The organism is Pseudooceanicola profundus (assembly GCF_054919315.1).
The window spans coordinates 3,335,960-3,360,121 of sequence record NZ_CM142898.1 but is presented as its reverse complement, the minus strand read 5'-3'; the positions used below and the strand labels follow the sequence as shown (position 1 = coordinate 3,360,121).

Annotated in this window: 24 protein-coding genes; 12 read left to right on the top strand and 12 right to left on the bottom strand. The window is 67.2% G+C overall.

The window, feature by feature from the left end:
- Positions 1 to 6: 6 nt before the first annotated feature.
- Positions 7 to 780, top strand: a complete 774-nt coding sequence (locus tag ACX9MO_RS15495) for a MetQ/NlpA family ABC transporter substrate-binding protein (RefSeq protein ID WP_222489517.1) — start codon at positions 7 to 9, stop codon at positions 778 to 780.
- A 192-nt stretch (positions 781 to 972) separates the two neighbouring features.
- Here the strand turns inward: ACX9MO_RS15495 and ACX9MO_RS15490 are convergent, their stop codons facing one another.
- Together ACX9MO_RS15490 and ACX9MO_RS15485 are read right to left on the bottom strand one after the other, a co-directional pair.
- A complete protein-coding gene (locus ACX9MO_RS15490; RefSeq protein WP_462212489.1) occupies positions 973 to 1,797 on the bottom strand; it encodes a DUF6635 family protein in 825 nt (274 codons plus the stop codon).
- 386 nt (positions 1,798 to 2,183) lie between these two features.
- Complete coding sequence (locus tag ACX9MO_RS15485) at positions 2,184 to 2,867, bottom strand: class I SAM-dependent methyltransferase (protein WP_462212488.1); 684 nt, start codon at positions 2,865 to 2,867, stop codon at positions 2,184 to 2,186.
- An 86-nt stretch (positions 2,868 to 2,953) separates the two neighbouring features.
- On the opposite strand from ACX9MO_RS15485, the gene ACX9MO_RS15480 reads away from it, so the two are divergent.
- Together ACX9MO_RS15480 and ACX9MO_RS15475 are read left to right on the top strand one after the other, a co-directional pair.
- A complete protein-coding gene (locus ACX9MO_RS15480; RefSeq protein ID WP_222489514.1) occupies positions 2,954 to 3,829 on the top strand; it encodes a LysR family transcriptional regulator in 876 nt (291 codons plus the stop codon).
- 175 nt (positions 3,830 to 4,004) lie between these two features.
- Positions 4,005 to 4,301, top strand: coding sequence for a cupin domain-containing protein (locus ACX9MO_RS15475; RefSeq protein ID WP_222489513.1), 297 nt, complete (start codon positions 4,005 to 4,007; stop codon positions 4,299 to 4,301).
- 6 nt (positions 4,302 to 4,307) lie between these two features.
- Here the strand turns inward: ACX9MO_RS15475 and ACX9MO_RS15470 are convergent, their stop codons facing one another.
- Positions 4,308 to 5,249 (bottom strand): DMT family transporter, encoded by a 942-nt coding sequence (locus tag ACX9MO_RS15470; RefSeq protein WP_462212487.1) that lies wholly within the window; start codon positions 5,247 to 5,249, stop codon positions 4,308 to 4,310.
- A gap of 161 nt (positions 5,250 to 5,410) precedes the next feature.
- On the opposite strand from ACX9MO_RS15470, the gene ACX9MO_RS15465 reads away from it, so the two are divergent.
- A complete protein-coding gene (locus tag ACX9MO_RS15465; RefSeq protein ID WP_222489511.1) occupies positions 5,411 to 5,806 on the top strand; it encodes a VOC family protein in 396 nt (131 codons plus the stop codon).
- Positions 5,807 to 6,013: 207 nt separating this feature from the next.
- Here ACX9MO_RS15465 and ACX9MO_RS15460 read toward each other — a convergent pair whose 3' ends face one another.
- Positions 6,014 to 7,294 (bottom strand): D-serine ammonia-lyase, encoded by a 1,281-nt coding sequence (locus ACX9MO_RS15460; RefSeq protein WP_222489510.1) that lies wholly within the window; start codon positions 7,292 to 7,294, stop codon positions 6,014 to 6,016.
- A 321-nt stretch (positions 7,295 to 7,615) separates the two neighbouring features.
- Here ACX9MO_RS15460 and ACX9MO_RS15455 point away from each other — a divergent pair, with 321 nt between their 5' ends.
- From ACX9MO_RS15455 to ACX9MO_RS15445, 3 genes are all read left to right on the top strand, one after another.
- Positions 7,616 to 9,193 carry a GMC family oxidoreductase gene (locus ACX9MO_RS15455; protein WP_462212486.1) on the top strand — a complete coding sequence of 526 codons (1,578 nt, stop codon included), beginning with the start codon at positions 7,616 to 7,618 and terminating at the stop codon, positions 9,191 to 9,193.
- A gap of 110 nt (positions 9,194 to 9,303) precedes the next feature.
- Positions 9,304 to 9,684 carry a RidA family protein gene (locus ACX9MO_RS15450; RefSeq protein WP_224820190.1) on the top strand — a complete coding sequence of 127 codons (381 nt, stop codon included), beginning with the start codon at positions 9,304 to 9,306 and terminating at the stop codon, positions 9,682 to 9,684.
- A gap of 198 nt (positions 9,685 to 9,882) precedes the next feature.
- Complete coding sequence (locus tag ACX9MO_RS15445; RefSeq protein WP_222489507.1) at positions 9,883 to 10,584, top strand: tellurite resistance TerB family protein; 702 nt, start codon at positions 9,883 to 9,885, stop codon at positions 10,582 to 10,584.
- A 102-nt stretch (positions 10,585 to 10,686) separates the two neighbouring features.
- Here the strand turns inward: ACX9MO_RS15445 and ACX9MO_RS15440 are convergent, their stop codons facing one another.
- The 7 genes from ACX9MO_RS15440 to ACX9MO_RS15410 all read right to left on the bottom strand — a co-directional run bounded on the left by ACX9MO_RS15440 (position 10,687) and on the right by ACX9MO_RS15410 (position 17,044).
- On the bottom strand, positions 10,687 to 11,028 hold the full coding sequence (locus tag ACX9MO_RS15440) for a zinc ribbon domain-containing protein YjdM (RefSeq protein WP_462212485.1): 342 nt from the start codon (positions 11,026 to 11,028) through the stop codon (positions 10,687 to 10,689).
- Between the two features lie 124 nt (positions 11,029 to 11,152).
- Positions 11,153 to 12,301 (bottom strand): M20 aminoacylase family protein, encoded by a 1,149-nt coding sequence (locus ACX9MO_RS15435; protein WP_462212484.1) that lies wholly within the window; start codon positions 12,299 to 12,301, stop codon positions 11,153 to 11,155.
- Positions 12,302 to 12,468: 167 nt separating this feature from the next.
- Positions 12,469 to 13,677 (bottom strand): FAD-dependent oxidoreductase, encoded by a 1,209-nt coding sequence (locus ACX9MO_RS15430; RefSeq protein ID WP_462212483.1) that lies wholly within the window; start codon positions 13,675 to 13,677, stop codon positions 12,469 to 12,471.
- Entirely contained in the window at positions 13,674 to 14,510 is an 837-nt protein-coding gene (locus ACX9MO_RS15425; RefSeq protein WP_222489503.1) for an ABC transporter permease, read from the bottom strand. Before ACX9MO_RS15425 ends, ACX9MO_RS15430 begins: the two co-directional genes overlap by 4 nt.
- Positions 14,503 to 15,270 (bottom strand): ABC transporter ATP-binding protein, encoded by a 768-nt coding sequence (locus ACX9MO_RS15420; protein WP_462212482.1) that lies wholly within the window; start codon positions 15,268 to 15,270, stop codon positions 14,503 to 14,505. The genes ACX9MO_RS15425 and ACX9MO_RS15420 overlap by 8 nt, the downstream gene beginning before the upstream one ends.
- A 60-nt stretch (positions 15,271 to 15,330) precedes the next feature.
- Positions 15,331 to 16,353 (bottom strand): ABC transporter substrate-binding protein, encoded by a 1,023-nt coding sequence (locus ACX9MO_RS15415; RefSeq protein WP_462212481.1) that lies wholly within the window; start codon positions 16,351 to 16,353, stop codon positions 15,331 to 15,333.
- 28 nt (positions 16,354 to 16,381) lie between these two features.
- On the bottom strand, positions 16,382 to 17,044 hold the full coding sequence (locus tag ACX9MO_RS15410) for a GntR family transcriptional regulator (protein ID WP_222489500.1): 663 nt from the start codon (positions 17,042 to 17,044) through the stop codon (positions 16,382 to 16,384).
- On the opposite strand from ACX9MO_RS15410, the gene ACX9MO_RS15405 reads away from it, so the two are divergent.
- Complete coding sequence (locus tag ACX9MO_RS15405) at positions 17,023 to 17,943, top strand: shikimate dehydrogenase family protein (RefSeq protein ID WP_462212480.1); 921 nt, start codon at positions 17,023 to 17,025, stop codon at positions 17,941 to 17,943. The genes ACX9MO_RS15410 and ACX9MO_RS15405 overlap by 22 nt on opposite strands.
- A gap of 228 nt (positions 17,944 to 18,171) precedes the next feature.
- Positions 18,172 to 18,342, top strand: coding sequence for a hypothetical protein (locus ACX9MO_RS15400; protein ID WP_222489498.1), 171 nt, complete (start codon positions 18,172 to 18,174; stop codon positions 18,340 to 18,342).
- A 697-nt stretch (positions 18,343 to 19,039) separates the two neighbouring features.
- Here ACX9MO_RS15400 and ACX9MO_RS15395 read toward each other — a convergent pair.
- On the bottom strand, positions 19,040 to 20,998 hold the full coding sequence (locus ACX9MO_RS15395; protein ID WP_462212479.1) for a BspA family leucine-rich repeat surface protein: 1,959 nt from the start codon (positions 20,996 to 20,998) through the stop codon (positions 19,040 to 19,042).
- Positions 20,999 to 21,667: 669 nt separating this feature from the next.
- Between ACX9MO_RS15395 and ACX9MO_RS15390 the strand changes: the two genes are divergently transcribed.
- The 3 genes from ACX9MO_RS15390 (at position 21,668) to ACX9MO_RS15380 (ending at position 23,660) form a co-directional block, all read left to right on the top strand.
- Positions 21,668 to 22,045, top strand: coding sequence for a hypothetical protein (locus tag ACX9MO_RS15390; RefSeq protein ID WP_462212478.1), 378 nt, complete (start codon positions 21,668 to 21,670; stop codon positions 22,043 to 22,045).
- Positions 22,046 to 22,312: 267 nt separating this feature from the next.
- Positions 22,313 to 23,197: a transglutaminase-like domain-containing protein gene (locus ACX9MO_RS15385; RefSeq protein WP_462212477.1), complete on the top strand. Its 885-nt coding sequence runs from the start codon at positions 22,313 to 22,315 to the stop codon at positions 23,195 to 23,197.
- 49 nt (positions 23,198 to 23,246) lie between these two features.
- Complete coding sequence (locus tag ACX9MO_RS15380) at positions 23,247 to 23,660, top strand: hypothetical protein (RefSeq protein ID WP_462212476.1); 414 nt, start codon at positions 23,247 to 23,249, stop codon at positions 23,658 to 23,660.
- Positions 23,661 to 24,162: the final 502 nt, after the last annotated feature.

Here is a 24,162-nt window from a genome sequence, read left to right as displayed (position 1 = left end):
TCCCATATGCTGCGTCTGATCACCCTCACCTCGGCCCTCGCCCTGACGGCCACCACCGCCCTTGCCACCGACATCCGCGTCGGCGTGTCCCCCGGCCAGCACGGCGAGATCATGGAAGAAGTCGCCAAGATCGCGGCCAAGGACGGCCTGAACATCGACGTGGTCGAATTCTCCGACTACGTGGTGCCGAACCAGGCGCTTGCCGATGGCGACATCGAGGCGAACAGCTTCCAGCACCGCCCCTACCTCGAGCGCCAGATGGCCGACCGCGGCTTCGACCTCGTCGAAGTGGGCACCACCATCAACACGCCGATGAGCCTCTACTCGAACGAATTCAAATCGCCCGAGGAGATCCCCGACGGTTCGACCATCGGCATCCCGAACGACCCGACCAACGGCGGCCGCGCCCTGCTGGTGCTGCAACAGAAGGGCCTGCTGACCCTGGCCGAGGGCGTGGGCCTCGTGCCCACCGTGCTCGACATCGCGGAGAACCCCCGCAACATCAAGATCCAGGAACTGGACGCGGCACAGCTGCCCCGCTCGCTGGATGACCTCGACGCCGCGATGATCAACACCAACTACGCGATCGCCTCGGGCCTCGACCCGGTGAACGATGCCATCGCCACCGAAACCGACAGCCCCTACGTGAACATCATCGTCGTCCGCAAGGGCGAGGAGAATGAGCCCTGGGTGAAGCCGCTGGTGGACGCCTACCACTCGCCCGAGGTGAAGAAGTTCATCGAGGACAAGTACAACGGCACCGTGCTGACCAGCTGGTAAGCCGCTGATCCCTTGGGGGAGCGGAGACGAGAGGCCGCGCCGGGACATCCGGACGCGGCCTTTTTCGTGCCCGCGGCCCTGGGATGGCTGCGCCACGCCCCGGATGGGGCCGTGCCGCGTCGCCCGGCCCTCCGGCGCCAGTAGGCGCGATGCCCCCGGCAGCGGTGGGCTGCGCGCGGCGGGGCGGTCGGCTCAGCCCTTCAGGCTGCGCCAGAGGCTCAGCGCCATGTCCGAGAGATCGCCCATCCGGGCCGCCACGTGCTCGCGTGCCAGCCCGCCCTCGCCCGCCCGGTCCAGCCGGTCGAGCAGCCGCATCAGCCGGCGGCGATGGGTGCCGGTCAGCACCTGCAGCGGATCGGCGACAAGCCCTGCGAAGGTCGTCACCAGCGAGGCCGAGAGCGCCAGCACCACCCCGGTCAGCACCACCTCCAGCCCGCTGGGGCGGGCGGGGAAGACGCTGTACCAGAGCCCCCCGGCCCATTGGCCAAGCGGGAAGTTGTCGATGAAGAAGGCCTGCGTGCGCATCTCGGCCACCGGCGCGGCCAGGGACAGGACGCCCGGCGTCGCGGCGTGGAAGACCAGCAGCCCGGCGCAGAGCACGATCAGCGTGGTGGTGATCTCGGCCACCGCGTTGCGCACCTCGGCGTAGTCGCGCACGGCCAGTTCTATTGCGTCGCGCGGGGCGGCGGGGCGCGCGGGCCCCAGCCCCTCGATCAGCGCCAGCACATCGGTCTTCACCCGCGCCGCCACGCTGGTTTCCAGCATCATCCGCCGCGCCGCCAGCCACCGGCCCGCGCGTTTCAGCCCGATCGCGGACAGGCCAAGCGCCAGCAGCCGCACCACGAGGTAGAGCGGGGCTAGCACCACGTTCAGCGGCGCCCGCAGCAAGTCCGCCCCGAGGGCAGCGCGGTGCAGACGCAGCGTGCCCACCGGGCCGAAGCGGCGGCGGGCGAAGGCGCGGGTCGCCGCGCGGCGGGTGTCGGTCTGGTCTGGGTCGGTCTGGTCTTGCTCGGACATGGCAGGGCCAATCTGGGGCCTCACCCGCGCGAGGTCGAGGGCGATCCTGCGGCAAGAGTGGATAAACGGCGCAGCGCCGCGCCTTTTCGCCGACGCGCCGCCCCGTCTCTGTCTGCCCCGTCTCGGCCTCGTCTCTGCCCCGCTGCTGTCAGGGCCACCGGTCGGTCCGCCCGCGAAGACTGCCGCTTCGCCCACTTATATCGCACGAGGCCAAAGCAGTCAGCCGCCCCCGCCCCTGCGTGATCCCGCGCCGGAGGCTCGGGGGCTCTGGCACAGGGTCGCGCAGGGGCCAAGTCGGGCACGGTGTTGAAGGCTGTGACGTGGTCCGCGCCGGGGCCGTGGTGAGGCCCAGATCAGACCCGCATTCCGGCCCCATCAGGCCCCTCTCACCAGGGACGCGCCACCACGAAAGGGCGATGATCGTCGCCCTTGCCGGCGTGGTTCTCGGTCAGTTCCAGAGCGAAGTCGGCGTCGTGAAGCGCGTCCTCCAGCCCGTCGACGCTGAAGGAGGCCACGTGGGGCGCCTTGCCCACGGCCTGCATCACCGGGATGACGAGGCCCCGGATCAGCGGGTTCATCTCGCGCAGGCAGGGCGTCTTGGAGATGAAGACCCCGCCCGGCGCCAGCAGCTTGGAGATCACCGCGAGCGTTCCCGGCAGATCGCGCACGAGGTGCAGGTAGTTGAACCCCAGCACCACGTCGAAGGGCCCCTCCTGCGCCATGTCCTGCACGGTGCCCGCCTCGAAGGAGAGCCCCGGCACCGGGCTTTCGGCCAGCCGCCGGGCGCCGATGCGGATCATCTCGGGCGAGAGGTCGGTGGCGATATACTCGGCCACGTCGCCCGCCAGTTGCAGCGCGGTGGAGCCGGTGCCGCAGCCCAGTTCCAGCACCCGCGCGCGGGGATGCAGGTAGCCGCGCGTGCGTTCCAGCGTCCGCGCATAGGCGGCGGGATCGGCCACCGGCTGACGGGCGTAACGGGCGGAAAGCCGGTCCCAGAAGCGGGCATCGCGGCTCTCGGCGGCGGGGGGCATGACGGGGGGCATCATGGGGGCGGTGGTCGAGGCTGTCATCGGGGGTCTCCTTTCACCACCTGAAATAGCCATATGCAGATAATCGGTAAATTGCGGAAATTCGCAGGTATCATATACGCAGGCGCATGATCACGCCTGACTGGAACCTGCTGCGCGCCTTTCACGCCACCGCCACCCATGGCTCGCTCTCTGCGGCCGCGCGGGCGCTGCGGCTGACGCAGCCCACGCTGTCGCGGCAGGTGCAGGCGCTGGAGGAGGACCTCGGCGTGGCGCTCTTCGAACGGATCGGCAAGCGGCTGGTCCTCACCGAGACCGGGCGCGCCCTGCTCGACCACGTGGGCCCCATGGGCGAGGCGGCGCAGGCCGTGGCGCTTGCCGCCAGCGGGCGGTTGCAGGACATGACCGGACGGGTGCGGATCTCGGCCTCGGACACGGTGGCGACCTTCCTGATGCCGCCGCTGCTGGAGACGATCCATGCCGCCGCCCCGGGGCTGGTGCTGGAACTCTGGTCCCAGAACAGCCTGAGCGACCTGCACCGGATGGAGGCCGACATCGCCCTGCGCCATGCCGCCCCCGACCGTCCCGGGCTGAGCGGCCGGCAACTGCGCGGCAGCCGGGCGCGGTTCTACACCTCGCGCGACTGGATCGCCCGGCACGGCACGCCCGCCACCCCGGCCGACCTGCCGCCTGCCGCCCTGCTCGGCTTCGACGATGCGGAGCGGTTGGCGGGCTACCTCACCGGCCTCGGCTTCCAGATCGCGGCGGAGGATTTCCGCCTTGTCTCCAACTCCTCGCTCGTGGTGCTGGAGATGGTCCGGCGCGGCATGGGCGTGGCGCCCTTCCTCGACGAGATCGTGGCCGATGACCCGCGCCTGGTGCCGCTCTGGCCCGATCTGGCGATCCCGGTGCCGCTCTGGCTGGTCAGCCACGAAGGGTTGCAGGCCAGCCCGCGCATCCGCCTCGTGCTCGACATGCTGGCGGAGGGGCTGGGGGCGGCCTGACCGCACAGACAGATGCCGACAGGTTCCGACAGCGCCCTGCGCGGGCCTTCCGCGCGGCGGGCCGTGGCAATTCTACACCGTAATGGCAGCTTTGCGCCGATCCCCTCCAGATGCCTCTGGCCCCTGCCCGCGCCGGGGCTACCGTGGCGCCGATAATTAGTAGAGGAGATCGTTCATGCCCTTCGACAGCACCGGCCCCGCGACGCCCACCCAGCTGGTGGATGACGCCCGCACCCGGGTGACCCGCTGGGATTTCGCCCCCGGCAACACCACCGGCTGGCACAAGCACGAGATGGATTATGTCATCGTCATCCTGACGGACGCCAAGATGGCCTATGAGCAGAACGGCGAGGTGATCGAGCGCGAGGTGAAGGCCGGTGACACCTATGCCCGCGGCATGGGGATCGAACACGACGTCTTCAATCCCGGTCCGGGGATGCTTTCCTTCATCGAGGTCGAACTGAAGGACTGAGCCCCCTCACGCCCTCCGCCGCGCCCGCCGTTTCGGCAGCGGCGCGGTGGTCCAGAGCAGGCAGGCGATGATCAGCCCGACGCCGGTCCAGCCCATCGGCGGCAGCCGCTCTCCCACCACCAGCACCGCCAGCACCGCCGCCACCACCGGCTCGAACAGCGTGATCGTCGTGGCCATGCTGGTCGTCACCCGTGCCAGCCCCGCACCGAAGGCGATGTAGCCCAGGAACATCGGCACCAGCGCCATGTAGAGCCCCACGGCAAGGTTCTGCGCGGAGGCGAGGAAGGGCGCGCCCGTGGCCAGGAGCACCGGCATCAGCAGCACCGCACCCACCCCCAGCATCGCGCCCATGGCCGTGCGCGACGGTAGGCCCCGCTGCATCATCCGCCGGGCGGCCCAGGAGTAATGGGCATAGGTCGCCCCCGCCACCAGCCCCAGCAGCACGCCGAGCGGCACGTTGTCGGGGATCACGTGGCCCGTGCCTTCGGCCATGGCCAGCAGGGCCATGCCCGCGATGCCGATGGCCGCCCCCGAGGTCCAGCGCAGGGTCAGACGGATGCCGTCGAAGCGGTTCTCGATCAGGGCCGAAATCAGCGGCGCGGAGCCGATGGAGATCACCGTGCCGATGGTCACCCCCGCCAGCCGCATGGAGGCGTAGAACGCCAGCGGATAGATCATGACCGAAAGGCCCCCCGCCAGCAGGAGCGGCAGCTGCGCCTTCAGCGAGGTCGCGTGTCGCCGGATGCCGCCCGCGGCCATCGCCGCCTGCAACAGCCCGCCAAAGCCCATGGCCGCCGCGCCGATCGCCACGGCGGGCACATCGGGCGCAAAGGTCGCCGCCGTGCCGGTGGTGCCCCATGCGGTGGCCGCAAGCAGGCAGAAGACCGCACCGAGGATCAGCCCGCTGTCGGGCTGGGAGGTCGGCGCGTGGGTCTGGGGATCTGGCATGGCGGCTCCGGGGTCAGAGCCCCCGGTCTAGCGATTGCATCGGGGGCGTCAATGCGCAGGGGACGCGGGCCGGAAGGGCAAGGCCTGCACGCCGCCCCTACCGCCCGGCGTTCCGCTGCCCTAGTCTGCCCGCGACCTGACGGCCCCAGAAGGAGACAGACTTGGCCAAGACCATTCACAGCATGATCCGCGTTCTCGACGAGGCGCGCTCCCTCGCCTTCTACCGCGAGGCCTTCGGGCTGGAGATCGCCGACCGGCTTGATTTCCCCGAATTCACCCTCGTCTACCTGAGCAATCCGGAGAGCGAGTTCGAGCTTGAGCTGACCATCAACAAGGACCGGACCGAGCCCTATGACCTTGGCGACGGCTATGGCCACCTTGCCGTGTCGGTCGAGGATCTGGAGGCGGAACACGCGCGCTTCGAAGCCGCGGGCCTTGCGCCGCGCAAACTGGTCAGCTTCGCCCCGGCGGGCGAGGTGATCGCGAAGTTCTTCTTCGTGGCCGATCCCGACGGCTACCAGATCGAAGTGCTGGAACGCGGCGGTCGCTACAAGTGAGCACCCGAGAGGTCCGGCGGCGCGCAGGTGCCGCCGGACCTGCTGGCCCGGACCAGCCGGACCAGATCAAACGGACCAAGACACCGGGATCAGGATGACGGAGCCGGTCAGGTCGGGCGCAATCCAACGCGCCTGATCCGACAGGTCCGGATCACCGGGCCCGCAGCACGGGCGTCGGATCAGGTAGTTCGGGCCGAACAGGCCGGATCAGACCAGTGCCAGTTTCCGGGCCTCGGTGACGAAGGCCTCGTACTGCGCCTCGGGCACGAAACGTCCGCCGGTGGCCCAGACCACATGCACCACCTGCGCCGGGTCGACGCCCGCGAGGTGCTGCGCCCGGAAGCCCGCGGCATCGTCGGAGAGCATCACCATCTCCGGCCCGCGGAAGGCGGAAGCAGCGGAGGGCTCCAGCTTCTCGCCCATCAGGTCGTGGGTCTTCAGCAGGTAGGTGAAGAGCGTGTCGTCGCCCACGGTGAAGGCCCCGGCGAGGCGCTCCTCCATCCGGCCTGCCACGAAGTCCGAGAAGGTCGCGACGGCCATGCCGTCGGCCTCGGTCTTGTTGGTCAGGCCCACGTCGTAGACCGTCTTGTACTTGCCCTTGTAGGCCAGCCGTACGAGGCCCGAGGGCGCCTGCACCGGCTCGCAGAAGAAGCCGTGCACGTTCGGCCCGAACACCGCCCGCAGCCCCTGCGCCGTGCCGCCGGGGGCACCGCCCACCCCGCAGGGCAGGTAAACCATCAGCGGACGCTCCGGCCCGATCTCGATGCCTTGGGCGGCCAGTTCCTCGGCCAGTTCGGCGGCCGAGGCGCTGTAGCCCCGGAAGAGCGTCGGGCTGTCCTCGTCATCGACGAAGTGGCACAGCGGATCGAGGGCGGCCGCGTCACGGGCGGCGGCCACGGCGGCGGTGTAATCGCTTGCGTGCTGGATCACGCTGACGCCGAGGTCGGTCAGGCGCTTGACCTTCCAGGCCTTGGCATCCGCCGACATGTGCACCACGGCCCGGTAGCCGAGCGCCCGGGCGGTGATGCCGACGCTGAGGCCGAGGTTCCCGGTGGAGCCCACGGACATGGTGCGGGCGCGGAAGAAGTCCCGCATCTCCGGACGCGCCAGCTTGGCGGCATCTTCGCCCTCGGCCAGAAGGCCGGCCTCGCGGGCCTGTGCGATAGCGGTGGTCACCACCTCGAAGAGGCCGCCGCGCGCCTTGACCGAGCCTGCGACCGGTAGGTCGTTGTCGGCCTTCATGAAAACACTGCCCGGCACGCGCGCGGGCAACACGCCCTCCGGCACGGGAACAAGCCGCGAGCGGATGCGCCCCTCGGGGCCGGTTTCGGGGAAGAGCGCGGCCAGAAGGCCCGCCGCCGCATCCCAGTCGGCCAGCGCGATCTTCAGCTCGGCCTGGGCCTGCGGATCCTCTGCCGGGCGATAATCGGGGTTGGACCAGACCTGTGGGCGGGCGGCCCCGAGGGCCTCGAGAAGAGCATCGGACATGGCGGGCTTCCTGTAGTTCCACCGGCGGTGAGCGACGCCGGGCTTTCCCTCACCTGTGCCGGGGTTGGGCCGCCACTGCAACCATTTATCCCCCGAAAGGTGGCCCCCCGTCGCGTCGCCAAGGGCAAGACGTCGGTGCAATGTGCGCCCCTCAACCCAGAGAAGAACCGCCACAAATTTACGCGCCCCACCCGGCAGCGGAGGCGGAATTGTCCCGCGACGGCGACATTGACGACAATCGACCATGGACCTTTCCCGCCGCTTGTCCTGTCTTGAGCCCGCGACGGGAGGCGCAGCCGAGGAACGAACGGAGCGACGGCAATGACGGAAGACTATGACGTGATCGTGGTGGGCGCAGGCTCGGCCGGGGCGGCGCTGGCCGGACGGCTGAGCGAGGACCCGTCGATCCGGGTTCTGCTGCTGGAGGCGGGCCGCGACTGGCGTGCCGACGAGGCGCCCGAGGCCGCGCGCTCTGCCAATATCATGCCCTTCATGCACCAGCCCGGCCACCAGCAGGAGTGGCAATGGCCCGGCGTGCAGAGCCGCCGCACCGCCGCGCAGGAGCCCAAGCACTACTGGCGCGGGCGCGGGCTCGGCGGCTCCTCCCTCGTCAACGCGCAGATCGCCATCTGGGGCGTCGGCGCGGCCTTCGACGCCTGGGAGGCGATCGGCTGCGAGGGCTGGGGCGCCAGGGACGTGCTGCCGCTCTTCGCCCGGATGGAAGACGATCCCGAGATGGCGCAGACCAACTACCACGGTCAGGGCGGGCCGATCCCGATCTACCGCGCGCCCGAGGACACGTGGGGCCCGGTGGACAAGGGGCTGCGCGATGCCTCGCTGGCGGCGGGCTATCCGCTGAATCGCGACCTGAACGCGCCGGAGGGCGAAGGCTTCTCCAACTACCCGATCAACAGCCGCGGGCTGAAACGGATCACCACCAATGACGGCTACCTCGAACCGGCGCGGGGACGGGAGAACCTGACCATCCTCGGCGGGGCGCTCGTCGACAAGGTCGTTCTGGAGGACGGCCGCGCCACCGGGCTGCGGGCCAAGGTGGGCGGTGACTGGCAGGTGTTCCGCGCCGGTGAAATCGTGCTCTGCGCCGGCGCCGTGCATTCGCCTGCGATCCTCATGCGCTCGGGCCTCGGGCCGTCGATGCACCTGCGCGACCACGGCATCCCCTGCCTGCGCGAGATGCCCGATGTGGGCCGCCATTTCATGGATCACCCCGTGATCCGGGTGAAGATCACGCTGAAGCCCGAGCACCGCACCACCGATCCCGACCAGCGCCACACCAACAGCTGCCTGACCTATTCCTCGGGCCTCGGCGAGGGCGGCGTGCGCGACATGATCATGATCGGCTTCAACCACCGCAACATCGACGGGACGGATGCGCCGAACGATTTCGGCGCGATCGGGATCGGGCTTTACGATGCCTTCTCGCGCGGGGCCGTCACGCTGACCTCCGCCGCCCCCGAGGCGGATCCCCAGATCGAGGAGAACATGCTGGCCGATCCGCGCGACCGCATTCGCCTGCGCGACGGGGTGCGGCGCGTCCATGCGCTGTCGAAACAGCCCGGGCTGGCAGAGATCGCCGAAAGCTTCACCATGGGCGACACTGCCCTGACGCTGGACGAGGCCGTGGCGCTGTCCGATGACGCCCTCGACACATGGATGCTGGAGAACGCGACCGACATCCAGCACGCCGCGGGCACCTGCCGGATGAGCGCCTATGCCGATCCCACCGGCGTGGTGAACCCGGACCTGACCGTGAAGGGCGTGCCGGGGCTGCGGGTGGCCGATGCCTCGATCATGCCGATGGACTGCCGCGCCAATACCCACATGACCTGTGTCATGATCGGGGAATGGCTGGCCGACAAGATGAAGAGCGCGCGCTAATCCCCTGCCCTGCCATCTCTTTCCGACAACAGGGCAAGAGGTGACAGGCTCTGTCCGGGCGGGCTAGACTGGCCCGGACACAGGACCGCACTGACCGCAAGGACACCCCCATGAAATACCACATGATCGCCCATGGCACGACGCCGGTGGCCCCCTTCAGCCATGCGGTTGAGAGCGACGGGCTGATCTGCATCACCGGCCAGATGCCCGACACGCCCGAGGCCCCCGGCGTCCTGCCGGACGGGATCGTGGCGCAGACCAACAACGTGATGACCAACCTCCAGACGATCATGGCTGGCATCGGCCTTGGCTGGGAAAACGTCCTGATGTGCCGGGTTTACCTGACGGAGTTCAAGCGCGACTACGCCGCCATGAACGAGACCTACGCCAGCTGGTTCCCCGAGGACCGGCGCCCGGCGCGGACCTGTGTCGGCGTCACCGGGCTGGCCTATGACGCTCTGGTCGAGATCGACCTGATCGCCAAGCGCTGACCCCGGGCAGCCTTCGGCAGCGCCCCTCGGCGGCGAAAGCCCTGCACCGGTCGTGGGCCCGGTCTGGCGGCGTCGCGATCCCCGCGCGGCGGCCCTCCGCCGCCCCGGATGACGCGCCCCTGAACGGATCGTGAAGCGGTCTTGAAGGGCGCTCCCCGCCTCCATACCTCGATCTCGAACAACAGAGCGAGGCGAGACATGGACGTGAACAGACTTCTCGAAGGGTTTCTCGGATCGGGCGGCGGCCAGAAGCGGTCCGCCTCCGGCACATCCGGGGGCCTTCCCGACGGTCTGCTGGGCGGGGCCACCGCCGGGGGTCTCGCCGCGCTGCTTCTGGGCAGCAAGAAGGGCCGCAAGCTGGGTGGCAAGGCGCTGAAGATCGGCGGCATGGCCGTGGTCGGCGGGCTGGCCTACAAGGCCTATTCCGACTGGCAGGCCAAGAAGACCTCCGGCACCGAGGCCGAACCGCTGAACCTGCCCAAGCCCCCCGCCGACAGCGGCTTCGACGTGGAGAACGACCACGACGCGGGCGGCGAGGATTTTCGGCTGGCGCTAATGAAGGCGATGATCGCCGCGGCCAAGTCCGACGGTCACATCGATCAGGAGGAACACGCCCGCATCCACGAGCAGATCGGCAACCTCGGGCTGGGGTCTGCGGAGAAATCCGCGCTCTTCGACTATTTCGCGGCCCCCGCCGATCCGGTGGCCGTGGCCCGTCTGGCGCGCACGACCGAGCAGCGGGCGGAGATCTACCTCGCCTCCGCGCTGTCGATCGACCCGGACACGCCGGAAGAGCAGCAGTATCTCGAAAGCCTCGCCGGGGCGCTGCAGATGCCCGAGGGCCTGCGCGGTCACCTCGACCTGGAGGCGCAGGCCGCCCGCCGTCAGGCGGAAGGCTGAAACCTTTGCGGGCGGCAGAAAGCCACCCCTGCGCGGGCACGCCCCCGCGCCACAGCCCCCGCACCGCAGAAGCGGCCCGCGGGGGTTTCGCTTGAGGTGCTCTTACTCGGAGACCTTCTTCACGAATTCCGACTTCAGCCCCATCTGGCCGATGCCGGGGATCTTGCAGTCGATGTCGTGATCGCCGTCCACCAGCCGGATGCCGCGCACCTTGGTGCCGACCTTCACCACGAGCGACGAGCCCTTGACCTTCAGGTCCTTGATCACCGTCACCGTGTCGCCGTCCGCCAGCGGGTTGCCGACGCTGTCGCGCAACTGCGGGCCCTCCTCCTCGCTCGCGGTGGCGGAGAATTCATGCCCGCACTCGGGGCAGATCAGCAGCGCGTCGACCTGATAGACATAGGCGGAGGCGCATTCGGGGCACGGCGGCAGGGTATCACTCATGCCCCAGCCTTTAGGCAGCGCCCTGCCCCCTGACCATATGAAAAACGCCCCGGCCGGGCCGGGGCGACGTTCTGGCGCAGGGCGGTGACGGCACGGGCAGCCCGGGCCGTCACCGCAATGGCGATCAGCCGCGTTCGACGATGCGGGCGTAGAGGCCGACGCCGTAGGGGATCGTCTCGTCGTTGAACATGTACTTGGGGTGGTGCGGGTTGAAGCCCGGCCCGTTGCCCACCTGCATGTAGCTGCCCGGCACCTTCTCCATCATGAAGGAGAAATCCTCCGAGCCCATGGAGGCCGGGAAGCCGCGCGCGACCTTCTCGATACCGACGAGGTCCACGGCGGCGGCGGCGCTGTCCTCGGTCTCCGCCTCGGCGTTGATGGTGGGGGCGAAGATCAGGCGCCAGTCCACCTCGACCGTGCAGCCGAGGCCCGCGGCCACGCCCTCGGCCACCTTGCGGAACTGGGTCTCCAACTGCTCGCCGATCTCGCGTTTGAAGAAGCGCGCGGTGCCGCCCATCGTGGCGGTGTTGGGAATGACGTTATAGGCGTCGCCCCCTGCGATCTTGGTGATCGAGAGCACGGCCGGCTGGCCCGGCAGCACATTGCGCGAGACGATGGATTGCGCGGCCGTGGCGATGTGGCAGGCCGCGACAACCGGGTCGATCCCCGCCTGCGGCTGTGCGCCGTGGGCGCCGACGCCGGTCACCTTCACGTCGAAGAAGGCGCCGCCCGCCATGGCGGGACCGTCGCAGATGCCGTATTCGCCCACCGGCATGTTGGGCCGGTTGTGCAGGCCATAGACGCTGTCGCAGGGGAATTTCTCGAAGAGCTTGTCCTCCAGCATGGCGAGCGCGCCGCCCACGCCTTCCTCGGCGGGCTGGAAGATGAAATAGACGGTGCCGTCGAAGTTCTTGGTCTCGGCCAGGTACTTGGCTGCGCCGAGCAGCATGGTGGTGTGGCCGTCATGGCCGCAGGCATGCATCACGCCGGGCACGGTCGAGCGGTAGGGAACGTCGTTCTCCTCCTCGATGGGCAGCGCGTCCATGTCGGCGCGCAGGCCCACGGCGCGGTTGCCGGGACGGCCCTGCAGCACGCCCACGACGCCGGTCTGGCCGATGCCGCGATGCACCTCGATGCCCCAGCTTTCCAGCTTCTCCGCCACCAGCGCCGCGGTGCGGTGCTCCTGCAGCCCCAGTTCGGGGTGGGCGTGGATGTCGCGGCGGATGGCGGTCAGCTCATCCTGATAGCTGCGGATTTTTTCCATCAGGGACATGGGCGGGGCTCCTCTTGCCGTGAGGCCCGCCCGGTGTTGCCTGCGGCGGGCACATGCGTGTCAGGCGCAGGTTTAACGCATCCCGCGGCAGCGTCCACTCCCCTCAAACGCGAAAGCCCCCGCGCCCTTGCGGGGGCACGGGGGCTGCCTGCGGAAAAGGCAGGTCCTTACTGTTCGTTGCGATAGGCCGCGCGGCCCGCCGCCTCGCCGGTGGCAAAGGCGGTGCCCATGACCCGGATCGAGGCATAGGCCATGTCGTCCGCGCCGATCACCCGGCCCGCGAAATAGAGGTTGTCCAGCCCCTTGGCCCGCAGGCAGTCGAGCGGGATGTCGGCAAAGCCTTCGCCCCCGATCGGGTGGTAGACCGGCTTGCCCGCGACGGAGTGATCCTCCATCGGCCAGGCGGCGCGGGCCACGCCATCGGGCCGGCGGCGGCCCTTCATAAGGTCCTCTCCCGTCAGTTCGTAGCGCGCGACGGGGTGGCGGCTTTCGCGGATCCCGATCTGCGGCCCGGTCTGGACGAGGTAGGCGTTCTGGAACCCCGGAACCTTGTCGCGCAGCACCTCGACGTAATCATGGGCCGCCTCGCGCGAGGCGCGCTCTGCCTCGCTGAAGCTGCGCGACGACAGGTCGGCCATGGGGTGGTCGAACATCATCCACCACATCTCGCCGGTGCGGGGGACGACGGTGAAGATGCCGCCATCCTCCCGCGCCGTGGGATAGGCGCCGGTCTTGTTGTAGTCCTTGAAGGCCGCGATGATCGCGTCCCGGTCGATGGGCACCGACATGTCGCGCCCGCCGATCCGCACCGGGGCCGAGACCGCCTGCAGCTTGCCCTCGGCATTGCCGGTCCGGCAGGGCTGGCCCGCGACGAGCGAGAGGTTGGCATCGCCCGTGGCATCCACGAAGGCCTCTGCCGTGACCCGCTGTCGTCCGTCCATGCCCGCGAGCGTGGCGCTCTCCAGCCGCGAGGCGGTGCGGGTGACGGCGGCGATGCGGGTGTGCAGCAGCACCTCCACCCCGTTCTTGGCCAGCACCCGGTCCATGGCGAGTTTCACCGCCTCCGGCTCCAACAGGATGATCCAGTTGGAGGTGGTAGGCGACTTGAACGGCTCACAATCGAGGCCGAGCGCGCGCAGCTCATCGAGCAGCAGGTCGGCGACGCCGCCCACGGCCTTGATCGGGTCCGGCCCCTGCTGGAAGAAGCCGCAGTAGGCCAGCACCTGCGAGGTCGTCGCCGCCCCGCCGAGGAAGCCGTATTTCTCGACCAGCAGGACCTTGGCGCCCTCGGCGGCAGCGCCGAGCGCCGCACCGATGCCACCTGCCCCGCCCCCGGCGACGATCACGTCATAGGCGCTTTCGGGTTTGCGGCTCATGTCCGCCACCCCAGCACGCGACGTTCGATCAGCCCGATGGCGCCCGAGGTGATCACCCCGAGCAGCGAGAGGATCACCACACCGGCGAAGAGCCGTTCGAGGTCATAGAGCGAGCCGGCTTCAAGAATATAGGCCCCGATGCCGTGCTGCGCACCCAGCATCTCGGCGGCGACCAGCAGGATGATGGCGATGGCCAGCGAGATCCGCAGCCCCGAGAGGATGCCGGGCATGGCGCCGGGCAGCACGATCTTGCGCACGATGGAGAACCACGACAGGCCGAAGCTCTGCCCCATGCGGATCAGCGAGCGGTCCACGTTGTCCACCGCCCCATAGGTGGCGACAACGGTGGGGGTGAAGGTGCCGAAGGCAATCAGCGCGTATTTAGAAGACTCATCGATGCCGAACCAGATCACGAAGAGCGGCAGCAGCGCGATCTTGGGGATCGGGAAGATCGCCGCCACCACCGGCACGAGGCCCGCGCGGACATAGGAGAAGAGCCCGATCATCACGCCGACCGAGATGCCGACGATGGAGCCCAGCGAGGCACCGACCGCCAGACGGGTCAGCGAGGGCACGAGGTGCTCGAAGAGCTGGCCGGACTTGTAGAGCTGCACCAGCGTCGCCAGCACGTCCGAGGGGCGCGGCAGCGTCAGCGAGGAGATGAACCCGCTGCGGGTGCCGATCTCGATGAAGGCGATCAGGACGACGAAGACGATGGGCGCCATCCAGCGGTGCGGCTTGGCGACGAAGCCACCGCCACGGAAGCGTATTTCCATGGCCTCGGTGGGCGCGGCCGCCGGTGGCGGGGCCGAGTGAAGGGTCGCGTCAGACATCAAGCAGCTCCTCATCTGCGGCACGCGCCTCTTCGCGCATGAGTGTCCAAAGGTGTTTCTGGGTGCGTTCCAGATCGACGTCGGCAAAGCTGCGCTCGGTCAGGGGGCGGTCGATCTCGACCACCTCGCGGATCGCACCCGGGCGGCGCGAGAGCACCACGATCTTGTGCCCGAGGCGGACCGCCTCGTTCAGGTTGTGCGTGACGTAGACGGCGGTGAAGGGCTGCCGGTCCCAGAGCGCGATCAGGTCATCCATCAGCAGCTCGCGGGTCTGGCTGTCGAGCGCGGAGAGCGGCTCGTCCATCAGCATCACGGCGGGGTTCACCGCGAGGGCGCGGGCGATGGCCACCCGCTGCTTCATCCCGCCCGAAAGCTGCTTGGGCAGCGCCTTGGCAAAGTCGGACAGCTTGGTGCGCGCCAGCACGTCGGCGATGATCTTGTCGGCCTTCGCGCCGCGGATGCCGTGATCCTCCAGCACCAGCGAGATGTTCCCGCGCACCGAGCGCCAGGGCAGCAGGGCGAAATCCTGGAAGACGTAGGTCAGCGGGTTGAGGCAGCCTTCGGGCGGCTCGCCCATCTGGAGCACGGCGCCCTTGGTGGGGCGCTCCAGCCCGCCGATGAAACGCAGCAGGGTGGACTTGCCGCAACCGGAGGGGCCGACGAGGCAGACGATCTGCCCGGAGGGCACGTCCAGCGTGATGTCACGCAATACCTCGGTCTCGCCATAGTAATGGCTGATGCCGTCTAGTCGGATATCCATGGGGAACTCACTGAGGGTTTGCGGGACGGCACGGGGCCGCCCCGCGGGGTCGTTCGGACGTCAGGCGTCGATGGTTTCGACGTAGCTGGTGTCCACGAAGGTATCGAGGGTGATGTCGTTGGAGATCAGCCCTTCGGACTGCATCCACGCCAGCTGATCCGCCACCGAGGCGGTGTTCAGCGCGGCGCCCTCGTTCAGCCGCATCGAGCCGTTGATGATCGACGGCGCGGCCTTCTCTAACTCACGGTCGGAATAGACGTACTGGTGGATGATCTTGACCATCTCCTGGATGGCCTCGTCCCCGTTCGTCTTGTCGACCATGGTGGCGTTGTAGTCGCTGACGCCCATGCCGAAGCCCTTGAGGAAGCTCTCGGTCAGGCCGCGCTCGTTGCCCGCGTTCTTCTGCGAGGTAAAGACCGTGGTCACCTGGTAGTTCGGCACCACGTCCGCGACCATGCCGATGGCGTGGACTTCCGGCGACCCGGCCAGCGCCTTGGCGATGTGGGGCACGATGGCCCAGGCATCGACCTGGCCGGACTTGAGCGCGCCGACGATGGCGCCGACCTTCTGCAGCGGCACGAATTCCGGGGCATCGACGCCCGCGTGCATCGCGGCCTTGGCGCCCATGTAGTGGAACGAGGAGCCCGCGGTGGTCACGCCGAAGCGACGGCCCGCAAGGCCCTCGATCGAGGTCAGCCCGTCCTGGAACGCCTTGTCCGAGGCCAGGTACATCTGGCCATCGATGCCGGGCTCTTCCGAGAGCGCGCCGCCGATGACCGTGACCGCGCCCTTCTGGGCGAGGTTGATCAGACCGCCGGTGATGGCGGTGACACCGAAGTCCACGTCGCCCGAGGCGATCGCGACAGCCATCGGCTGTGCCGCTTCGAAGAACTTGAGTTCGACATCGAGGCCCGCCTGCTCGAAGTAGCCCCGCTGCAGCGCGATGAAGCTGCCCGAGTGGCTGGTCAGGCTCATGGCACCCACCACGGCCTTGCGGTTCTGCGCCAGTGCCGGTGCGGCAAGGCTGGTGGCCGCCGCGGCGCCCATCAGGCCAAGTGTCTGGCGACGATTGAATTTAGTCATGTAGTCTCCTCCCAGTAAAAATCTGAAGTCAGGTAAGGTCCGCCCTTATGTCCTCCTCCTGCAGGGCAAGGGCAAGGTCTCTTTTACGCTGGATAATCGCATCCAGAAGAGCCTCCTGCCGGGCGGCACGGGCGGGAAAATCGACCCGCCCCTCGCGCAGCAGCGCCAGCCGGAACCGGCGCGACTGATTGTAGAACCTGTCCGCCGTCTCGATCAGGCGGGGCGAGCCGCAGGCCGAGAGCAGCGCCGCCGTAAAGGCACGGCAGGCCTCGTCCCATTGCAGTGCGGTGGTGTCGTCGGGGGTCTCCTGCACCACCGCATCGGCACGGGCGAGCATGTGGCCGGCCGCGATCACCGCCGCTTCCCAGTCCACACCGCCCTGCTCCAGCGAGCGGGCGAAGGCGAGGCGCTCGACCTCGATCCGCATCAGCAGGATGTCCTTCAGGTCATCGGCGGTGGCCGAGGTCACCCGGAAGCCGCGTTGGTTCGTGGCCTCCACCACGCCCTCCGCCACCAGCATCCGCAGCGTCTCGCGCATGGAATGGCCCGAGCCGCCGTAGCGCTGGCGCAGGGCTTCGATCTTGAGCTTCTCGTCCGGGCGCAGACGGCCGAAGGCAATGTCCCGCTTCAGCGCGGAGGCAAGCATCTGCACGATCGTGTCGTCATCGGATGTTTGTCGGCCGAAGATCATTTCATACCCGGTTCTTGAAAATGTTGGATATTTTTGGAACATGCGACACAATCCTGTCAACCGGTGAAATACGCTGCCCTGCAGCAAGGGGGAGGAACGCCATGCAAGTTACTGGAAAAACGAAATATATCCCGATCATAGGGCACCCGGCATGGAAGGTCGTCTCGCCGCCCGCGATCAATGACCGGCTGGCGAGGGAGCGAGTCGACGCCGTGATGACGGCCCTCGACGTGACGCCCGAGGCACTGCCCGCCTTCTGGACGCTGCTGCGGACCTCCGAGACGATGTTGGGCTGTTCGATCACCTTCCCGCACAAGCAGCCCGCCTTCGACGAGGTCGACAGCCGCACCGACCGGGCCGAACGGCTGGGCGCGCTGAACACGGTGCGCCGCGCGGCCGATGGCCGTCTGGCGGGCGATGCCACCGACGGGCTCGCCCTCTGCGCGGCGATCACCGCGGCGGGCCATGACCTTGCGGGCCGCAGCGTGCGGATCGTGGGCGCCGGTGGCGGCGCGGGCCTGGCCATCGCGGATGCCTTCTGCGAGGCGGGCGTCACGGCGCTGGTGCTGGAGGAGAGCGATCCCGCGCGGCTCGATGCGGTGACGGAGTTGCTGGTCACCCACTGGCCGCAGGTCGCCCTGCTGGCCCCCGGCAGTGCGGCCGAGGTGCAGGTCAACGCCACCACGCTGGGGCTGAAGGACGACGACGCCCTGCCCTTCACCGATGCGGAGTTGCGGGCCGCCGCCTTTGTCTGCGACATCGTCGGCCCCGTCGGCCAGACGGTGCTGACCCGCCGCGCCGCCGCCCTCGGAACAGCGGTGGTGGACGGCACGGCGATGGGCGAGGGTCAGGTGACGGCACAGCTCTCCTTCATCCTCGACCGGCCGCTGGCCGGCTGAGGGCCGCGGCCTCCCGGTACCGGGTGGCGGCATCGACCCGCCCCCGCTTGCCGGGCACGGATGAGCGCGCCTCCGCCCCAGCCCGGCACGTCCCCGGCCCCGCACGACGCCGGCAGCGGCCCGGCAGCGGGCGCTCCGCCCCACCGCCGATCCCCGCGCATGTCCGCCCTTGTGGCGGGACCATCACTTCGGGCATGACAGAACAGCAACCACGAAAGGTCTGGGCGAATGGACTACGGGAAATCAGGCGCACCCCGGCTGGGCAAGAACCAGCCGCGGCACCGCGAACACAACGAGAAGGGCACGGACCGGAATCCCTACGGTCAGCAGCCCGCGAAGGCGGAACTCCTCGCACGGATGAAAGCCGCGGCGGAGAAAAACAAGAAGAGCGACACCTGAGCGACACGGCGCCGGGAACGGAGGTTTCCGGCGTAACGCCCGCAGTAGGACGCGAGAATGGTCTGCTGTCGACAGTGGCCTGCGGTCGACCAGGCGTCGGATAGGACGGGGGGATGGTGGGTGATGAGAGACTCGAACTCCCGACATCTTCGGTGTAAACGAGTAAACAGCATAGCCAACCGCTTGATAAGAAAGCACTACCGCTTCCCAACCCAAACGCAGAACATTGCGGACAAAACCGAAACGAAGCGTGAATCTGGGAAACTCAATTTAGCAATCTTAAGCTGAATGGCTCAGCGCCTACCTCACCCGCGGTGCCGCCGCCGTCAGACCGTATGTCGAGCGGCGCCTTACCTTCTTCGATCCCACCTCCAGCGTCGCGGCGTAGCCGTCCAATGCCGGGTGCGTCCAGACCGCCCAGAGCCAGTAAAGATCGCCGGGATGTTTACGGGGGTGAAAGCTGACCCCGCCCACGGTGTAGCCAGCGCGCAGGACGGTCCAGTCGGCTGGCGCGGCGCTGCCGTCGATGAGAGCTTCGATACGGGTCCAGGTCCTGCTTCGAAGACAAAGGCCCGGGGCCGGTGCGCAAGTCTTGGCTTCACCACAGGTCCCATCGACCAGCCCAACGACGCTTCACCCCTTCACCCACGAAAACCTGACCGACGTCGAGATCAACGACACCGGCCAGGCCCGCGGATTACAGAATATCAAAGCTTTCGCCACCCGCCTGCACAATGATCTGCTGCTGCGCCGCGCCGTCCACCAGTGCCCAGAGAAGGTCACCTGTCGGCAGATAGGTCACGAAGAGCTCGTCGACGCCGGCATCCCCTGCATGCGCCGTGTTCGCCTGCTGCACGAGGAAATCGACGGCCGTTGCAGCGCCACCACCAAAGAACAGGACATCGCCCTCGGTCGCGGCGTAGTCCTGCACCCAGTCCGAGCCGTGTCCAGCCGCACCAAGGTGGAAGAACCGGTCCGCCTCTGCCCCGCCGTTCAGACGGTCCGACCCGAAACCGCCGTTGAGGAAGTCGAACCCATCACCACCGAAGAGCGCGTCACTCCAGGATCCGCCCGTCAGGATATCGTCACCGGTTCCCCCGATCAGGGTATCCGCGCCGATACCCCCCTCGAGGGTATCGTTGCCCTCTTCGCCGCGCAGGTGATCGTTGCCATACCCGCCACTTACGTAATCGTCGCCCGCGCCGGCAAAGATCCAGTCGGCCAGGTCCGCGCTCAGGTCCTGCCCCATCCGTGCACCGTAGAGGTGATCGTCGCCATCCCCACCGTGCATGGTGTCGGACCCCAGTCCCCCCTCAACCGTGTCCGCACCGGCATCACCCCAGAGTTGATCGTTGAACGTGCCACCGAGGATATGATCGTCCCCATCCGCGCCGTGGGACTGGACACGGGTCGAAATGTCGGAATGGTCGATGACCTCATTCACCTCCCCTTCGAAAATCGCCCCCTCAATGTCCCAGTGATAGACATCTGTCAGTGTGTGGAAGGCCTCACTGTTCGAATATCCAACCCCGATAGCGCCCAAGAGCAGCCTCTGCGGAATGGCGGTTTCGTCCGCATCGAGGTGCGCCCATCCAGACAGCGTCGCATCGAAATTCTCGGTACTCATGCCGGAGTTGTCGAAGGCGTTTGTTGCATCTCGAAGGAAAGAGATATCCCAAGCGCCGAGGTCCTGGTCAAATGCCGTGGCACCCCAGAACATCCCGCTCAGGTTGCGCAATGAACTGGTATCCCAGCTGCCGATATCATGGTCGAAAGCCTCCGCTTCGCTGAACATTTGTCCCATGTCGGTAACAGAGCTTGTGTCCCACGCACCGATGTCCTGATTGAAGCTGGTCGCACCCCAGAACATTTCCTTTAGGTCATCAACCTGGCTGATGTCCCAGCCGCCGATGTCCTGGTTGAACGACGTTGCCCTCGCGAACATCCGGGACGTATCAGTTACATTGCTGGTATCCCAACCGCCGATATCCTGATTGAAGCTGGTCGCGCCCCAGAACACTTCCCTTAGGTCATTAACCTGGCTGATGTCCCAGCCGCCGATATCCTGATCGAAAGCCTCCGCGTTCCTGAACATGTTACGCATGATGCTAACAGAGCTGGTGTCCCACGCACCGATGTCCTGATTGAAGCTGGTCGCATACGAGAACATGAACCCGAGGTTATAGACCTGGCCGATGTCCCAACCGCCGATATCATGGTTGAACGACGTAGCCCCGGCGAACATCCCGCTCAGGTTATCGACTTGGCTGATGTCCCAGCCGCCGATATCGTGGTTGAACGACGTAGCCCCGGAGAACATCCCGCCCGTATCAGTCACATTACTGGTATCCCAACCGCCGATATCATGATCGAAAGCCTCCGCTCCCGTGAACATGCCCCCCATGTCGGTAACAGAGCTGGTGTCCCACGCCCCGATGTCCTGATCAAAAACACGGGCCTCGGCGAACATTCCCTGCATCGAGGTCACATTGCCGGTTGCCCACCCTCCGATATCGAGATTGAAGCTGGAAGCCCTGTAGAACGTCCTATCCATTGTGACGACATGAGACGTGTCCCACTCCTCAATGCCCGATACGATATTTCCTCCATTTCGAAAGTATTCGCTGAGGTCCGAGGGGATAACGGTGGTCGACATGGAAGGCTCCGAAAATAAAATTGAGTAGGCAAATTTGGAAGGTCATCGAAAATCAGCCGCCACGGCAGCCTGTTCTGAAACAACCATGAGGGCAGAGCCTTAACTTGGCAATCCCGCATGACTTTGCGGTGCTGGCAGGGCACGGTCCGCGAGCCCCGGACAGGATGTCACCCGACTGAGGCAGATTGCTGTCCTTGCCTGGCAAGAAGGTCCGCCAAAGTGACCCTCCGCTCATCCAGGTTTCCGGCCCAGAGCCGACGTTCGGGCCAAGCGCAGCGGATGGCCGCTCCTCTGCCAAACCTGCCAGTTGGAGCCACGTCGTCGCAGCTAGGTTTGATCGTCGAACCGCTGCGCCGTTGCGCATAGGAAGCGAACCAAACGGGAACTGGTCCGCTGAATGGTATGGCCGAATTTCCTTCGGGTGATTGTATTGTCACGCAGACCACCCTATATTCAACCTAGGCCCAAGTCGCCCCGCCGCGACATGCGCGGCATTTCTTTCGTGACATCGACATGTATGAAGATGGTTTGTCTGCCAACGACGTACGCTACTCAACCGCTCCCGGCGCCACTAAGGACGACCGGAGCCGTAGCGTGTCGAATGTCGCTGAGAACAATCTGACAAGCCTAACAGAGCGACGCGGCGCTTTCTCCGCTGGAGGACACCCTATGACTGCTCCCGACTGGCTCAAGCCCGGCCTCGTCGGCACCATGATCGGTGCCGTGGTCATTACAATCGTGGGATTCTCGTGGGGTGGCTGGGTGACCGGCGGAACCGCCCGAGAACAAGCTGACACCTTGGCGCAAGAGACTGTGACCGCCGCGATGGTGCCGGTTTGCCTCGATCTGGCCCGCTCCGATCCGATGCGTCGATCAAAGATCGAAACCATCCGCGACGCCACGCGCTACCGTCAGCGGGATGCGCTGATGGAGGCCGGGTGGGCCACGGTGCCCGGGGCGGAAGAACCTGACCGCAACATCGCTCGGGCCTGCCTCGCAGAACTCGATCTTGAAGCCCCGGCTGCACGCGAGGTCGATGAAGGATGAAACCGCATATCCTGCGCCTGATCTTCGACACCTGCTGTCGCGCCGTCGCGCTGGCAACGCTGCCGGGCATTCCGACCGCGCCACAAACGGCGCTCCGCGTGCCGGTGTATGTGGCAGGGCACGGCCCGGACAGGGGCCGCAGACGCAGCTACGTGGCCCGATCGCCTTCAGGCCATACCACCACTTCGCCCGAAACCGCGCATCGGATCCGCTCCGGATCCCGTTGGCGCCTTGACATGACCGCTGATGCGTCAGGCAGGACCACCCATGAGAGATGACCCACGTTGGCTGCAGGCCGAAAGCCCGTCGTCGGGGCTGAGGATGCATATCGGTTGCCATATCACCCACAGACTGACGCAGCCGACGCCGATCATCGCCATTCTGAACGTCCACTATTCGCGTTTCGGAGACCTCGAACGTGCTGATTACCTCGTCACGGAGCCAAGCGTTCCCATCGAAAGCTACCGCGACGGTTTTGGCAACTGGTGCACCCGCATGGTCGCACCGGCAGGGGACTTCACACTGAGCACGGATGGCATCTTCCGCGACAACGGTTTGCCTGATGCCGAAGCGCCAGAGGCGAAACAGCTTGCCGTGGAGGACCTGCCGTTCGACACGCTCATCTATCTTCTGGGAAGCCGCTACTGCGACACTGACCTGCTGTCAGAGCAGGCTTGGGCACTGTTCGAGGATACCGCGCCCGGCTGGCCACGCGTTCAGGCCATTTGCGATTACGTACATGAACAGATCACCTTCGACTACATGAAGGCCGATGCCACCCGCACCGCGGCGCAAACGCTGACGGGCGGCTATGGTGTCTGCCGCGATTTCACCCATCTCGGGATTGCCTTCTGCCGCTGCATGAACATCCCGGCGCGCTACTGCACGGGTTACCTGAGCGAAATCGGACGGCCCCTGCCTCACCCGCCCGATGATTTCGCTGCCTGGATGGAGGTCTTCCTCGATGGCCAGTGGTGGACCTTCGATCCACGCAACAACACCCGGCGCACCGGGCGCATCCTCGTGGCGCGAGGCCGCGATGCGGCGGACGTGCCGCTCACGCATATTTTCGGACCCGGCACGTTGTCGGCGTTCGAGGTGGTGACGCAAAAGCTCGAAGATCCGGCCGGACATGCCACCTACCGGTCCTGATGCGACCGGAGCCGCAATGTCCCATCCCCTTTTTTATAGGAGTCCTGTCATGACCCTTCTCTTGGACGCGATCCTACCCCTCAAGGCCGGCCCCGAGATCCCGGCTGCCGCCTCTGGCCTCGGCACAGAGGGGGCGCCAGACGCCCCCAAGCCGACCTGTGGCAGCCGTCCCGTGGATGCCATGACGATGGAGCGCTGGCTGCGGGCAAGCCTCCACATGCGCGAACGCGCCGCCCGCCCCTGCAACAGGTTTGTCGAGCGGATGCTGGCAGATCCGATGATCCAGCTTGTCATGAAGGCCGATGGCGTTTCGGACGCCGATGTCCGGAGCCTGTACGACACGGCTACATCCACATCGCCGACAGGGCCGGCACCGGGGTTCCGCTATCAGGCTTCAAAGCATGTCGCCCAGCCTGATGCGGGCCCGCGTCCCGGCAGCCCCCGCCCGCATATTGGAGAATGAGCGCTGAGCAGGGGACCGGTCTGACAGTGCCCCGTCCGAAACGGCCTGCGCGGTGAGCCGGGGCGCATCGCTGGCGGCGGCAGCAAGTCCTTGAGCAGCTCCAGCGCGGGATCGACCTGCCGAACGGTGCGGAGATCATCGGAAGAGTCCCATTCCCCCGCCATCCGCCACCCCGTCCAGAAAGGCTGGCGGCCTGAGCCACCTTGGCCGCACCAAGCGCACCGCACCGGACATTCCACGCAGGACACGCAATGAAACCCAATGAGGAGCCCTCGTGACCAAAACAATCCATGACGCCTGGGACGGCTCGATCAAGCCCGCCCGTGCCGACGTCGCGGCTGTGCGCCGCTGCCTGTGTTGTCAGGCAAGCTTTCCAAGCGCAGGATTTGGCGAACGGATCTGCGTCCGCTGCAAGGGGTCGAAGGCGTGGCGTAACGATGTCCGCACACCGGTTTCGTCCGGGCGTCGCGTCGGCACCCGGTCCGTCTAGCGCCGGATGACC